General features: G+C 58.9%; 11 protein-coding genes. 4 read left to right on the top strand and 7 right to left on the bottom strand.

Annotated elements, in window-relative coordinates:
* Window positions 1-15: 15 nt before the first annotated feature.
* Window positions 16-2,163 carry a fatty acid oxidation complex subunit alpha FadB gene (fadB, locus tag V6Z53_RS11595; protein WP_338585634.1) on the bottom strand — a complete coding sequence of 716 codons (2,148 nt, stop codon included), beginning with the start codon at window positions 2,161-2,163 and terminating at the stop codon, window positions 16-18.
* A gap of 528 nt (window positions 2,164-2,691) precedes the next feature.
* Window positions 2,692-3,129: a hypothetical protein gene (locus tag V6Z53_RS11590; RefSeq protein WP_338585633.1), complete on the bottom strand. Its 438-nt coding sequence runs from the start codon at window positions 3,127-3,129 to the stop codon at window positions 2,692-2,694.
* A 104-nt stretch (window positions 3,130-3,233) separates the two neighbouring features.
* On the opposite strand from V6Z53_RS11590, the gene V6Z53_RS11585 reads away from it, so the two are divergent.
* Window positions 3,234-3,674, top strand: coding sequence for a universal stress protein (locus V6Z53_RS11585; protein ID WP_338585632.1), 441 nt, complete (start codon window positions 3,234-3,236; stop codon window positions 3,672-3,674).
* Between the two features lie 191 nt (window positions 3,675-3,865).
* Here the strand turns inward: V6Z53_RS11585 and V6Z53_RS11580 are convergent, their stop codons facing one another.
* Window positions 3,866-5,782 carry an ATP-binding cassette domain-containing protein gene (locus V6Z53_RS11580; protein ID WP_338585631.1) on the bottom strand — a complete coding sequence of 639 codons (1,917 nt, stop codon included), beginning with the start codon at window positions 5,780-5,782 and terminating at the stop codon, window positions 3,866-3,868.
* 213 nt (window positions 5,783-5,995) lie between these two features.
* Here V6Z53_RS11580 and V6Z53_RS11575 point away from each other — a divergent pair, with 213 nt between their 5' ends.
* Window positions 5,996-7,924: a transglycosylase SLT domain-containing protein gene (locus V6Z53_RS11575; RefSeq protein ID WP_338585630.1), complete on the top strand. Its 1,929-nt coding sequence runs from the start codon at window positions 5,996-5,998 to the stop codon at window positions 7,922-7,924.
* A 72-nt stretch (window positions 7,925-7,996) separates the two neighbouring features.
* On the opposite strand, the gene V6Z53_RS11570 is transcribed toward V6Z53_RS11575, so the two are convergent.
* Both V6Z53_RS11570 and V6Z53_RS11565 read right to left on the bottom strand, forming a co-directional pair.
* Window positions 7,997-9,031, bottom strand: coding sequence for a Fic family protein (locus tag V6Z53_RS11570; RefSeq protein ID WP_338585629.1), 1,035 nt, complete (start codon window positions 9,029-9,031; stop codon window positions 7,997-7,999).
* Window positions 9,032-9,099: 68 nt separating this feature from the next.
* Entirely contained in the window at window positions 9,100-10,875 is a 1,776-nt protein-coding gene (locus V6Z53_RS11565) for an ABC transporter transmembrane domain-containing protein (RefSeq protein ID WP_338585628.1), read from the bottom strand.
* A gap of 250 nt (window positions 10,876-11,125) precedes the next feature.
* On the opposite strand from V6Z53_RS11565, the gene V6Z53_RS11560 reads away from it, so the two are divergent.
* Window positions 11,126-11,305 (top strand): PA1571 family protein, encoded by a 180-nt coding sequence (locus V6Z53_RS11560; protein ID WP_150701097.1) that lies wholly within the window; start codon window positions 11,126-11,128, stop codon window positions 11,303-11,305.
* Window positions 11,306-11,373: 68 nt separating this feature from the next.
* On the opposite strand, the gene pdxB is transcribed toward V6Z53_RS11560, so the two are convergent.
* Window positions 11,374-12,516 (bottom strand): 4-phosphoerythronate dehydrogenase PdxB, encoded by a 1,143-nt coding sequence (pdxB, locus tag V6Z53_RS11555; RefSeq protein WP_338585627.1) that lies wholly within the window; start codon window positions 12,514-12,516, stop codon window positions 11,374-11,376.
* Between the two features lie 165 nt (window positions 12,517-12,681).
* Between pdxB and V6Z53_RS11550 the strand changes: the two genes are divergently transcribed.
* Window positions 12,682-14,091 carry an MATE family efflux transporter gene (locus V6Z53_RS11550; RefSeq protein ID WP_338585626.1) on the top strand — a complete coding sequence of 470 codons (1,410 nt, stop codon included), beginning with the start codon at window positions 12,682-12,684 and terminating at the stop codon, window positions 14,089-14,091.
* Between the two features lie 48 nt (window positions 14,092-14,139).
* On the opposite strand, the gene tusA is transcribed toward V6Z53_RS11550, so the two are convergent.
* Window positions 14,140-14,391 carry a sulfurtransferase TusA gene (gene tusA, locus V6Z53_RS11545; protein WP_338585625.1) on the bottom strand — a complete coding sequence of 84 codons (252 nt, stop codon included), beginning with the start codon at window positions 14,389-14,391 and terminating at the stop codon, window positions 14,140-14,142.
* Between the last annotated feature and the right edge of the window lie 10 nt (window positions 14,392-14,401).

Genomic DNA, 14,401 nt, shown 5'->3' with positions numbered 1-14,401 from the left:
TCTAGTTGGGGGCGCTTAACCGAAGAAGCTCTGGCCGTTTTTGGCCATTTCGCGCAGCTTCGCGGTCGGGTGGTACAGCGCGCCCAAATCAGCGTACTGGTCAGCCAGGGCAACGAACTCTGCAACACCGATCGAGTCGATGTAGCGCAGCGCACCGCCACGGAATGGAGGGAAACCAATACCGTAGACCAGACCCATGTCGGCTTCGGCAGCGGTTTCGACGATGCCGTCTTCCAGGCAACGGACGGTTTCCAGGCACAGCGGGATCATCATCCAGTTGATGATGTCTTCGTCAGTGACTTCGCGCTGTTCAAAGACGATTGGCTTGAGCACTTCCAGTACCGAAGGATCGGCCACTTTCTTCTGCTTGCCCTTCTTGTCGGTCTCGTAGGCGTAGAAGCCCTTGCCATTCTTCTGACCCAGGCGCTTGGCTTCGTAGAGCACGTCAACGGCCGAGCGACGGTCGTCCTTCATGCGGTCCGGGAAACCTTCCGCCATCACGTCACGACCGTGGTGGCCGGTGTCGATGCCGACCACGTCCATCAGGTACGCCGGGCCCATCGGCCAGCCGAATTTTTCCATGATCTTGTCGATACGGACGAAGTCCACACCGGCGCTGACCAGCTTGGCGAAACCGCCGAAGTACGGGAACAATACGCGGTTGACCAGGAAGCCCGGGCAGTCGTTGACGACGATCGGGTTCTTGCCCATTTTCTTGGCGTAGGCAACGGTAGTTGCAACAGCCAGCTCGCTGGACTTCTCGCCACGAATCACTTCCACCAGCGGCATCATGTGCACCGGGTTGAAGAAGTGCATACCGACGAAGTTTTCCGGACGCTTGAGGGCTTTGGCCAGCAAGGTGATGGAAATGGTCGAGGTGTTGGACGCGAGGATGGTGTCCTCTTTGACCTTGTCTTCAACTTCAGCCAGTACCGCTTGCTTGACCTTCGGGTTCTCGACGACGGCTTCAACCACCAGGTCCACGTGACCGAAATCACCGTAGGACAGGGTTGGACGGATGCCGTTGAGCACTTCAGCCATTTTCGCGGCGGTCATGCGGCCTTTATCAACGCGGCCAACCAGCAGTTTGGCGGCTTCGGCCAGACCCTGCTCGATACCGGCTTCGTTGATGTCCTTCATCAGGATCGGCGTGCCTTTGGACGCCGACTGATAGGCGATACCGCCACCCATGATGCCGGCGCCAAGTACGGCAGCCTGCTTCACGTCCTTGGCGATTTCGTCGTAGGCCTTGGCCTTTTTCTTCAGTTCCTGATCGTTCAGGAACAGACCGATCAAGCTCTGCGCGGCAGAGGTCTTGGCCAGTTTGACGAAACCTGCAGCTTCGACTTCCAGAGCCTTGTCGCGACCGAAGTTCGCGGCTTTCTGGATGGTCTTGATCGCTTCAACCGGCGCCGGGTAGTTCGGGCCAGCCTGACCGGCCACGAAACCTTTGGCGGTTTCGAAAGCCATCATTTGTTCGATGGCGTTCAGCTTCAGCTTTTCCAGCTTCGGTTGACGCTTGGCCTTGTAGTCGAACTCGCCGGAGACGGCGCGCTTGATCAGCTCAAGGGCCGCTTCCTGCAACTTCTCAGGCGCAACCACGGCATCGACGGCGCCTACTTTCAGCGCGTCTTCAGGACGGTTTTCCTTGCCGGAGGCAATCCACTCGATCGCGTTGTCGGCACCGATCAGGCGCGGCAGACGCACGGTACCGCCGAAGCCCGGGTAGATGCCCAGCTTGACTTCCGGCAGACCGATCTTGGCCTTGGTAGACATGACGCGGTAGTCCGCCGCCAGGCACATTTCCAGACCGCCACCCAAAGCGATGCCGTTGATGGCAACCACAGTCGGGACGTTGAGGTCTTCGAAATCGCTGAAAATCTTGTTGGCTTCGAGGTTGCCAGCAACAAGCTCTGCATCCGGCAGCTTGAAGTTGTCGACAAATTCGGTGATGTCGGCGCCGACGATGAAAACGTCCTTGCCACTGCTGACGATCACACCCTTGATCGAAGCATCTGCCTTGATGGTGTCTACGGCCTGACGCAGTTCGTTCAGGGTTAGACGGTTGAACTTGTTGACGGACTCACCCTTGAGGTCGAACTTCAGTTCGACGATGCCACTTTCAAGAGCCTTAACCGTGATGGCTTTACCTTCGTAAATCATCAACTGATCTCCACGATATGGAAGCTGAACAGTACACGTCGGACGCAGGCGAATGGCTGGCAGGACGTCAATCGTCAATGCTACGCCAATCCACCCGGCACACCCGCCAACGCGATAGTCGGGATTCTGTAGGAGCGGTCTGAAATACAAACGCTCAATTCATACGCCCGTTTGATTTGGGTACGCCACCTTCACGGAATTTCCGGCAATTGTCAATCGCCCAAAATGCGGGTTGCAACGCGACTTTGCGGTCACTTCCGTAACGCGAAGATCTCTAACACGCAGGTGCATGTGCTGCCATTCATAGGATCAATCATTAGAAAAGTCGCCCTAATTCACGGCAGCCCGCGTTTAACGAGCTACGCTGGCGGAACCTGAAGGAAAAATTTGAACGCTTTTGGCGAATGCCCGGCGTAAGATCAGCCCACAGCGAATTTACCGGCCTGCCTGGCCAACCCGCCCGATGTTGTTGTCGGGCTTTTTATTGCCTGGCGTTTCGCACCCTTGCAGTGCGAAACGCGATTGATGTCATGCCAATGCTTTCAACAGCACATCGATGTCCTGCAAAACCGCCGCTTCGCCCTTCTCGCCCCAATACAAGGCGATCATCTGCCTATCGGCCTCGACCTTGTAGACGTTGTCCGGCAATTTTTCGAAATGATTGAGCAGTGCCAGATCTTCGCAGGTTTCCTGCCACTGATTGACCCACAGACCCGGTGATTTCTGCCAGTAACTCCAGCAGGCAGGCTGCGTGCCGCGTCGTGGCCGATGGTACTGCGCGCAGGGGTTCGGCGGCTCCTGACCGAGCCAGTGCGGCCATTCCTGAGGCGCAAGCTGCATGGCCAGCCCGATGCGTCGCGCCTCCATGCGCAGGGCCATCCGGCCACTCTGATGGCGAGACGGCCGCAACCATGCCAGCGGACTGAGAACCACCAGCAGGATTGACACCACTATCCAGACCGTCATATCTGTACTCCCGATTTTGAATGAGCGCATTGAGTCACTTTGGAACCAATGCGCTTGAAACCAGCCATACTTACCAATATTGCATTTCTCAGGAGGAGCACCTCATGCCCTACAACCATATTCTGGTCGCTGTAGATCTAACCGAAGAGTGCGACCCTGTAATCCACCGGGCTCGCGAGCTGTCGGTGAGCAACGGTGCGAAGCTTTCCCTGGTGCACATCGTCGAACCGATGGCCATGGCCTTTGGCGGCGATGTGCCAATGGACCTGTCACAACTGCAACAACAGCAGTTCGACCAGGCCAAGGAGCGACTCGACCGCTTGATCCTGAAATATCCGGAGCTCTCCAAGGAATACAGTCACCTGACCTACGGCCAGCCACGCCAGGAGATTCACCATCTGGCCAAGGAACAGACCTGCGACCTGATCGTGGTGGGCAGCCATGGCCGGCATGGCCTGGCACTGCTGCTGGGCTCCACCGCCAACGACGTCCTGCACGGTGCGCCTTGCGATGTGCTGGCGGTGCGCCTGCAAAACAAAAGCTGATAACACAAACCATTGTGGGAGCGGGCTTGCTCGCGAAAGCGGTGTGACAGACGACCCATTCGTTGAATGTTAAACCGCCTTCGCGAGCAAGCCCGCTCCCACACTGGATCTGCGGCAACCCGCAGATTGCATTCCATATGAAAAGCCCGGCGCTCATCACTGAGCGCCGGGCTTTTTTATTGCAGGATCAATCAGGCATCCAGTTCAGCCCAACGCTCGACCATCACGTCAAGTTCAGCCTGCAACTGTGACAGCTGGGCGATCACCGCAGCGGTTTCGGCAGCCGGACGCAGGTAGAAACCGGCATCCGCCATCTGCGCTTCAACGGCAGCGATCTGCTGCTCCATGGCTTCGATCTGCCCTGGCAACGCTTCCAGCTCGCGCTGCAACTTGTAGCTGAGCTTTTTCTTCGCAGGCGCTTCGACCGCCGCCGCAACTGGCGCAGGCTCGGCCTTGACCACAGCGGAGTTCAAGTCGGCCTTGCCGGATTTGCTCTCGGTCACGCCCAACAGACGCGGCGAACCGCCCTGACGCAGCCAGTCCTGATAACCACCGACGTATTCGCGAACCTTGCCTTCACCTTCGAAGACCAGAGTGCTGGTGACCACGTTGTCGAGGAATGCCCGGTCGTGGCTGACCATCAGCACGGTGCCGTTGAAGGTCAGCAAGACCTCTTCCAGCAGTTCGAGGGTTTCGACGTCGAGGTCGTTGGTCGGTTCGTCGAGTACCAGCAGGTTCGCCGGCTTGCTGAACAGTTTGGCCAGCAACAGACGGGCACGCTCACCACCAGACAGCGCCTTGACCGGCGTGCGGGCACGCTGCGGGCTGAACAGGAAGTCGCCGAGGTAGCTCAGCACGTGGCGGCTCTGGCCGTCGATATCGATGAAGTCGCGACCTTCGGCGACGTTGTCGATTACGGTCTTTTCCAGATCCAGCTGATGGCGCAACTGGTCGAAGTAAGCGACGTCGATCTTCGTGCCCTCTTCCACCTTGCCGCTGGTAGGTTGCAGGCCGCTGAGCATCAGTTTGAGCAGCGTGGTCTTGCCGGTGCCGTTGGCGCCGAGCAGACCGATGCGGTCGCCGCGCTGCAACACCATCGAGAAATCCTTGATCAGGAACGGCCCGCCCGGGTGAGCGAAGCTCACGTTATCGAGCACCATCACCTGTTTGCCGGACTTGTCGGCGGTTTCCAGCTGGATGTTGGCCTTGCCGGTACGCTCACGACGCTCGCTGCGTTCGACGCGCAGGGCTTTCAGAGCACGCACGCGACCTTCGTTACGGGTACGACGAGCCTTGATGCCCTGACGAATCCACACTTCTTCCTGAGCCAGACGCTTGTCGAACAGCGCGTTAGCGGTGGCTTCAGCAGCCAGTTCGGCTTCTTTGTGCACGAGGAAACTGGCGTAGTCGCCGTTCCAGTCGATCAGGCCGCCGCGGTCCAGTTCGAGGATGCGGGTGGCGAGGTTTTGCAAGAAGGAACGGTCGTGCGTGATGAACAGCACGGCGCCCTGGAAATCCTTCAGCGCCTCTTCCAGCCAGGCGATCGCACCGATGTCCAGGTGGTTGGTCGGTTCGTCGAGCAGCAGCAGGTCCGGTTCGGAAACCAGAGCCTGGGCCAGCAGGACGCGACGACGCCAGCCGCCGGACAATTCGGCGAGGGTCTTGTCGGCCGGCAACTGCAAACGGCTGAGGGTGCTGTCGACGAGGGTCTGCAAACGCCAGCCATCGCGGGCTTCGAGGTCGTGCTGGACGTGCATCAGCTTGTCCAGGTCGGCGTCGGTGACGCAGTTCTGGCTCAGGTGGTGATACTCGGCGAGCAAGGCGCCGACACCGTCCAGACCTTCGGCCACCACGTCGAACACTGTCCGCTCGTCGGCTACCGGCAATTCTTGCGGCAATTCGCCAATCTTGAGGCCGGGTGCGCGCCAAACCGAGCCGTCATCGGGCTTCTGGTCGCCCTTGACGAGCTTCATCATGCTGGACTTGCCAGTGCCGTTGCGGCCGATGATGCACACCCGCTCACCACGGGCGATCTGCCAGGACACCTTGTCCAACAACGGCATAGCGCCGAAAGCAAGGGACACATCGCTGAATTTGAGCAGGGTCATGAGCTTCTCCAAAAACCGGGCGCGCATTCTACCTGAATCAAGGCTTCAGAAGGCCGGCAATTTCACTGTCGAAGCACTCTGCACAACAAATGTTGCGAACTGATGCAGACAGGTCCGCAAAGCTTTCGCCTGCTGCTGGCAAAAGGCTAAGCTACGGATAATTCAGTGTGGCCATCGCCCGCACTTGTCATGTTTTTTATGCCCGGACGTCTCATGCGCAGTCGCCTCTTCAAGCTTTTGTCCTGTTTTTTACTCTCTGCCGCTGCCGTTCAGACCGCCCAAGCGGTGGACCTGTCCACCCAACGCCAGTATTACGATGAAGCCAAGCGCGCCTTGGCCAAAGGCGATAGCGGTCCTTACTTCCGTTACAGCCAGGCCTTGGCCGATTATCCGCTGGAACCGTACCTGGCGTATGACGAGCTGACCGCGCGCCTGAAAACCGCAAGCAATGCCGAAATCGAAAAATTCCTCGCTGAACATGGCGACCTGCCACAAGCCAACTGGATGAAACTGCGCTGGTTGCGCTGGCTGGCCGAGCGCGGCGACTGGGCAACGTTCGTCAAGTACTACGATCCGAAAATGAATTTCACCGAACTGGATTGCCTGAATGCGCAATACCAGATCAGCCACAACCTCAAAACCGAAGGTTATGCCAACGCCAACAAGCTCTGGCTGACCGGAAAATCGCAACCGGAAGCCTGTGACACGCTGTTCGGCATGTGGGCCGCCGATGGCCAACTGACCGAACAAAAACGCTGGGAACGCACCAAACTCGCGGCCCAGGCGCGCAATTACCCACTGGCCAACAGCCTGACCAACGGCCTGACCACCCTCGCCCCTCGCGGCCGCTTGCTGGTGGATGTAGCGCAGAACCCGGAACTGTTGAATCAGCCATCGCGCTTCACTCCGGCCGACGAACCGATGTCCGACGTGGTCAGCCTTGGCCTGCGCCGCCTCGCTCGCCAAGACCCCGACAAGGCCATGAACCTGCTGGACGGGTACGCCAGCAGCATGCATTTCTCCCGTGATGAAAAGGTCGCCATCGCCAGAGAAATCGGGCTGACGCTCGCCAAGCGTTTCGACAGCCGTGCGCTGGAGATGATGACCAAGTACGACCCGGAATTGCGCGACAACACCGTGTCCGAATGGCGTTTGCGCCTGTTATTGCGCCTGGCCCGTTGGGACGACGCCTATCAGTTGACCCGCCGTCTGCCACAGGATCTGGCCACCACCAACCGCTGGCGCTACTGGCAGGCCCGCACCCTGGAGCTGGCGCAACCGCAAAGCCCGGAACCGCAATCCCTTTACAAAAGCCTCGCCCGCGAACGTGACTTCTATGGATTTCTCGCGGCGGATCGCTCGCAATCGCCCTATTCGTTGAACAACAAACCGCTGGTGATGAGCCAGGCGCTGATCAATAAAGTGCGCAACACCCCCGGTATACGCCGCGCTCTGGAGTTCCACGCCCGAGGGCAGATCGTCGATGGCCGACGCGAGTGGTATCACGTCAGCCGCCACTTCAGCCGTGACGAAATGGTCGCCCAGGCAAAACTGGCCTACGACCTGAAATGGTATTTCCCGGCCATTCGCACAATCAGTCAGGCGCAATATTGGGACGATCTGGATATCCGCTTCCCGATGGCCCACCGCAACACGTTGGTGCGTGAAGCGAAGAATCGTGGCTTGCATCCAAGCTGGGCGTTCGCCATCACCCGCCAGGAAAGCGCCTTCATGGACGACGCCCGCTCCAGTGTCGGCGCCAGCGGCCTGATGCAGTTGATGCCCGCCACCGCCAAGGAAACCGCGCGCAAGTTCAGCATTCCGTATGCCTCGCCGCAGCAGTTGTTCGATCCGGACAAAAACATCCAGCTCGGCGCCGCGTACCTGAGCCAGGTCCACAGCCAGTTCAACGGCAACCGCGTTCTCGCCTCCGCCGCCTACAACGCCGGCCCAGGCCGCGTGCGCCAATGGCTGCGCGGCGCGGATCACCTGAGTTTCGATGTGTGGGTTGAAAGCATCCCGTTCGACGAAACCCGCCAGTACGTGCAAAACGTCTTGTCGTACTCGGTGATCTACGGCCAGAAGCTCAACGCACCACAGCCGATCGTGGATTGGCATGAGCGGTATTTCGACGATCAGTGATCGTTGGCCTGGCGCACTGACAAAAATGCCCGCATCGACTGATGCGGGCATTTTTCGTTGCATTCAAAGCGTCTACGCCGACTTGAGTTGTGCGACAGCCTGTTCGCCAAGCTGAGTCAGGCGATACTTCTGAACCGGACTGTTTGGCGATTCTGGATGGGTCATTTCTATCAATTCGTTCGCCAATGCAGGCCTGAGATAGTTCGCCCGAAAGTTCGCCTTGTGGGCCAATCCGACGTCAGCCATCAAATCACTGATTTTACGCGGGCCGTTACGGTGCAATGTAGAAAGCAATTTCCTTACTGGGTCGCTTACTGGATCAGTTACTGGGTCGCTTGTTGGCTCACCAAGAACTGCCTCCTCAAGCGCAGTGCTCAGTGCTTGCAGCATGAACTCTACGAACGGAGTCGATTCAGCCAACTGATCCGCAGCTGACAACGCTGTGTAGTAAGCGTCCTGCTGGTCCCGAATGACCGCTTCGACTGGCAAGTAAGACAATACCGGACGCCACTGACTGAGTATCAGTGTCTGCCAAAGACGCCCCATGCGGCCGTTGCCATCGGCGAAGGGATGGATGAACTCGAACTCGTAATGGAATACACAGCTTGTGATCAATGGATGCCAATCAGAGGCGGCAAGCCACGCCAACAAGTCATCAATCAAATGCGCAACGCGACTTGGCGGCGGTGCCATGTGGACCAGTTTGTCGCCACGGTAGATGCCCACACCGGCTCGACGAAACTGGCCAAAATCGTCAATCAATCCACCCATCAGCAACTCATGGGCTTGAAGCAAGTCGATTCGACTGCTGGGCTGCCAGTCTGGCATGGCTTCGTAAGCAGCGAAGGCATTACGCACTTCCTGGATTTCGCGAGGCAATCCCAGAACGCGCTGCCCTGCGAGAACAGCTGTCACTTGCTCAACGCTAAGGGTGTTGTTCTCGATGGCCAAGGACGCCTGAATCGTTCGTATCCGATTGCCACGACGCAACTGAGGAGTCTGCAGGCGTTCGTCCATAGCCGTTAGCTGACCGATCTGCTCACTGATTTCAGCGATCAGCGACAACATTTTTGAAGTCAGGGTCAACGGTGGTTGGTAACGGCTCATATCCTCATCCGGGCTCACGACTGAAGACGACATAATGCCCGAACCGGGCAGCATTCAGCAGCACCCATTCACGCAGCCTCATGTCCATCATTGAACTGCAACGCCGCCAACCGCGCATACAGCGCATTGCTCGCGATCAGCTCTTGATGCGTGCCCACCGCCACCAGTTTGCCTTGATCCATCACGGCGATGCGGTCGGCGTTTTTCACCGTGGCCAGCCGATGGGCGATGACCAGGGTCGTGCGGTTTTTCATCAGGCTCGGCAGGGCTTGCTGGATCAGGTGTTCGCTTTGGGCATCGAGGGCGCTGGTGGCTTCGTCGAGCAGCAGGATGGGCGCATCCACCAGCAGCGCTCGGGCGATGGCCAGGCGTTGGCGTTGGCCGCCGGACAAGCCGAGGCCACCATCGCCCAGATGGGTCTGATAACCGTTGGGCATCGCTTCGATGAAGTCGTGGGCGTAGGCGATTTTTGCCGCTTCCTGGACCTCGGCCAACGTCGCGCCGGGGTTGCCGTAGCGGATGTTTTCTTCAATGCTGCCGAAAAACAGCGCCGGGGTTTGCGAGACCAATGCGAAGCAGCGCCGCAGGTCCAGCGGATCGAGTTGGGTCAGCGGCGTGCCATCGAGCAGGATGCGGCCTTCAACAGGGTCGTAGAAGCGCAGCAACAAGTCATACACCGTCGACTTGCCCGCGCCGGACGGTCCGACCAAGGCCAGGGTTTCGCCGGCCCTGACCGTCAGATTCAAGCCATCGACGGCAAAGCTTTCGGGACGTGACGGGTAGGAAAAACGCACGTCTTGCAACAGCAGATCGCCCTTCACCCGCGCGGGCAAGGTCACCAGATTAGTCGTCGGTGGCAGGATGATGTTTTCCGAACGCAGCAATTCGGCGATGCGTTCCGCCGCGCCAGCCGCGCGCTGCAATTCGCCGATCACCTCACTCAAGGTGCCGAACGCACTGCCCACAATCAGGCTGTAGAAGACAAACGCTGCCAGCTCCCCGGCGGAAATTCGCCCGGCCATCACATCCATGCCGCCGACCCAAAGCATCACGCCCACGGCGCCCAGCACCAGCACGATCACCAGAGTGATCAACCAGGCCCGCTGGAAAATGCGTTTGCGCGCGGTGTTGAACGCTTCCTCCACGGTCACGGCAAAACGCTGCTCGTCCTGGACCTGGTGGTTGTAGGCCTGCACGGTCTTGATCTGGCCGAGGGTTTCGGAGACATAGCTGCCGATATCGGCGATCCGGTCCTGACTCAGGCGCGACAGGTTGCGCACCCGCCGGCCGAAGATCAGGATCGGCGCGATCACCAACGGCAAAGCGACCACCACGATGCTGGTGAGTTTGGGGTTGGTGATAAACAGCAGGACGATCCCGCCGATCACCATCAGCAAATTGCGCAAAAACAGCGACAGCGAAGAGCCGATCACTGATTGCAGCAGCGTGGTATCGGCGGTCAGCCGCGACTGGATTTCGGAACTGCGGTTGTTTTCGTAGAAACCCGGATGCAGGTAGATCAGATGATTGAACACCTGACGGCGGATGTCGGCAACGCAGCGCTCGCCGATCCATGACACCAGATAAAACCGGGCAAACGTGCCGACCGCAAGGCCAATCACCAGCAGCATGAACAAACCGATGGTCTGGTTGAGCAAATGCGGGGACTGGGTCATGAAACCCTGATCCACCAGCAGACGAATGCCCTGCCCCATGGACAGAGTGATGCCCGCCGTGACAATCAACGCAAGCAAGGCCCCGAAAGCGTGCCAGCGATAAGGCGCGATGAAACGGCTGGCCAGGCGAATGGCGCGGCGGTGACGAACTGTGAGCATGGACATCATCCAGGGTGGAGCTATTGAAGGGGCAACCCACACCGATCAATGGAGTGGAACTTGGTAAATCACAATGAGTCAGGTTAATTATGACCACCAAGACTAGGCCATAGACGCTATTGGTCTAAGGTCCGGGTGGCAACGGCGCGGTATTTCTGGTGGACTGGTATTGCCGCCACGGAGAGATCGCAGGGAGTTGTCACAGCCTGGTCACCTGGTGGTTCTACAGTAAGCACACAACCTGATGAGGAGACAGGCCATGTCCTTGCAAAACAGCAGCGATGACAAGATTCAAGTGATCCGCACGCAGCCAGACCAGTCTCTGGGATGCTCGATTATCGATGAACAGGGCCGCGAAGTACCGATCACTGAAGACATGATCCAGCAAGCTTGCAGCGAGCTGGAAAAGCGATTGGTCAAGCCTGCCGAACAAGAGTGATATAGCCACCGTCTTCATTGACCCGGCCCATGATGGCCGGGTTTTTTATGTCTGCAAGGCTTGTATCGTTAGAGCGTTGTCGCACCCAACGCCGCCACAATCCTCTGCAACTCAGGCGCATCCCCATCAATCCGCACCTGCAACCCATCAATCTCCCGCCGCGATGGATAGTTCTTGCGCAACACATCGAACGCCGCACGCTGCTCGCTCACACTGCCTACAAGGCTGCGGCGGAAATCCGCATCGTCGCGGCGCGGGTCGTACACGCCACGGCACAACATCGCCAGCGCCCAGGTCGGATCGCTTTCAGCGCTCAGGGTCACTTGCGACAACCACGGTGCCGGCAACAAATCATTCAGGCTGACTTGGGCTGGTTGCCCGAGAAAATCGCAATACGCCTGGTAGATCTGCGCCGTGCCGCGCTGCTTGCCATCGAGGCTGTAGCCGGCAATGTGCGGCGTCGCCAGCACGCAGAGTTCAGCCAGCGCCACATCGACTTCCGGCTCGCCTTCCCAGACATCGAGCACCGCTTGCAGGTCTTCGCGCTCCAACAGCACATCGCGTAAAGCGGCGTTATTGACCACTGGACCACGACTGGCGTTGATCAGCCAGGCGCCCGTTTTGAGTTGGTTCAAACGCTTTTTATCGAACAAGTGCCAGGTCGACTGCGAGCCTTGTTTGGTCAGCGGCGTGTGCAGGCTGATCACGTCGCACTGCTCGATGATCTCTTCCAGGCTGACGTAATCGCCACCTTCAGCGGCTTGCCGTGGCGGGTCGCAAACCAGCACTTTCCAGCCCAGCCCTTGCAGGACCTTGACCAGTCGCCCGCCCACCTCACCCGCACCGACCACGCCGTACGTGCGCCGGGTCAGGTCGACGCCTTCGATTTCGGCCAGGGTCAGCAGACTGCCGAGCACATAGTCGACCACGCCCCGGGCATTGCAACCCGGTGCACTGGACCAGGTGATGCCGGCCTGTTGAAAGTAATCCCTGTCCAGGTGATCGGTGCCGATGGTGCAGGTGCCGACAAAGCGCACGTTGCTGCCTTCGAGCAAGGCGCGGTTGACGTTGGTCACCGAACGCACCAGCAATACATCGGCCTGTTCGACGGTGGCGCGGTCGATTGAGCGTCCCGGCACCCGGCGGATTTCACCGAAACCTTCGAAGAAGGCATCAAGCAGGGGGATATTTTCGTCGGCAACAATCAGCATGGCAGGCTCCTTTGGCGGATCGGCAGTGTAGGCGTAGATGACACATCGCGCCTAGCACGGTGCTGGCAACTGATTACAAATCCCTAACACTGGTCTTTTCCTGACCACTGCGTCAACGCGTAGAATGCGCGCCTGTGCATCAAAACCCTTTTGGACGTTTTGCTATTGAATCCTGTAACTGAAAACACCGTCGCCGCGGCTCCTGCGCGGACGACTCCCGTACGCGTGGAGCTCAAAGGCTTGCTCAACCTGGCCATGCCGATCATGGTCGCGCAACTGGCCACCACGGCCATGGGCTTCGTCGATGCCGTGATGGCCGGCCGTGTCAGCCCGCGGGACCTGGCCTCGGTAGCGCTGGGCAACTCGATCTGGATTCCGGTCTACCTGTTGATGTCTGGCGTTTTATTGGCGACCACGCCAAAAGTCGCCCAACGCTTTGGCGCCAGGCAGTTTGACGAGATCGGCCCACTAGTTCGCCAGGCGTTGTGGCTGGCACTGTGTGTCGGGTTGATCGGCAGTGGCCTGCTGCTCAGCGCAGAGCCGATCCTGCACTGGATGAAAGTCGATCCGCAGTTGATTGAACCGAGCATGGGTTACCTGCACGGTATCGCCTTCGGCTTTCCCGGCATGGCTTTCTATTACGTGCTGCGCTGCTACAGCGATGGCATGGGTCGTACCCGTCCGAGCATGGTCATTGGCTTGAGCGGCCTGCTGCTGAACATCCCGTTGAACTATGCGTTGATCTATGGCCATTTCGGCGCACCGGCCCTGGGCGGCGTTGGTTGCGGCTGGGCCAGCGGCATCGTGATGTGGTTCATGGCGTTGAGCATGGCCGGCTGGACTTTCTGGGCCCCGTTCTATGCGCGCACCCGTGTATTGGTGCGTTTCGACCGTCCGCAATGGGCCGTGATAAAGCGCCTGATGAGTATTGGCCTGCCGATCGGCATCGCCGTCTTCGCCGAGTCCAGCATCTTCGCGGTCATCGCCCTGTTGATCGGCAGTCTCGGTTCTACAGTAGTGGCCGGTCACCAGATCGCCCTGAACATCAGCTCGCTGCTGTTCATGATTCCTTACTCGCTGGGCATGGCGGTGACTGTGCGGGTCGGTCAGGCACTCGGTGCCGGCAATCCTTGGCAGGCGCGCTTCGCGGCGAAGGTCGGGCTTGGTGCAGCACTGGTGTTTGCGGCGTTTTCGGCGACGCTCATTTTGTGCCTGCGCGAACCTATCGCTTCGATCTACACGCCTGACAAGGCTGTGATCCAGATTGCCTCGATGCTGATTGTGTATGCCGCGCTGTACCAGTTTTCCGATGCCATCCAGGTAATTTGCGCGGGCGCATTGCGTGGCTATCAGGACACTCGGGTGACGATGATCCTGACGCTGTTCGCCTATTGGGGCATCGGCCTGCCGGTCGGTTACGTGCTGGGGCTGACCAACTGGTTCGGTCCGGCCAGCGGTCCGAACGGGCTGTGGGAAGGGCTGATTGCCGGTTTGAGCTGTGCGGCGTTGATGCTGTCAATCCGCCTGACGCGCAGTGCGCGCAAACGGATTCGCATGAGCCGCTCGGCGGGATAACCGAACAAAAAAAAGACCTGCTTTTGCAGGTCTTTTTTTTGCGGCGCGTTAATCGGACTTCTTGCGAATCCAGTACAGATAGGTACCGGCGTCTTCGTGTTGCGCCACCAGTTCGTGGTCAAGAAACACGCAGAACTTGGGGATATCGCGACGGGTCGACGGGTCGGTCGCGATCACCTTGAGCAGGCCACCGGGTGCCAGGTCACGGATATGCTGGTGCAGCATCATCACTGGCTCAGGGCAATTGAGACCGGTGGCGTCGAGGGTGCCGTCAACCGGCGTATCAAGCATTTCACTCATGATCAACTCC

This window comes from Pseudomonas sp. MAG733B (genome assembly GCF_036884845.1).
Taxonomy (GTDB): domain Bacteria; phylum Pseudomonadota; class Gammaproteobacteria; order Pseudomonadales; family Pseudomonadaceae; genus Aquipseudomonas.
Note: the sequence above shows the minus strand (reverse complement) of the source record. Positions and strands in the feature narration are given on the sequence as shown.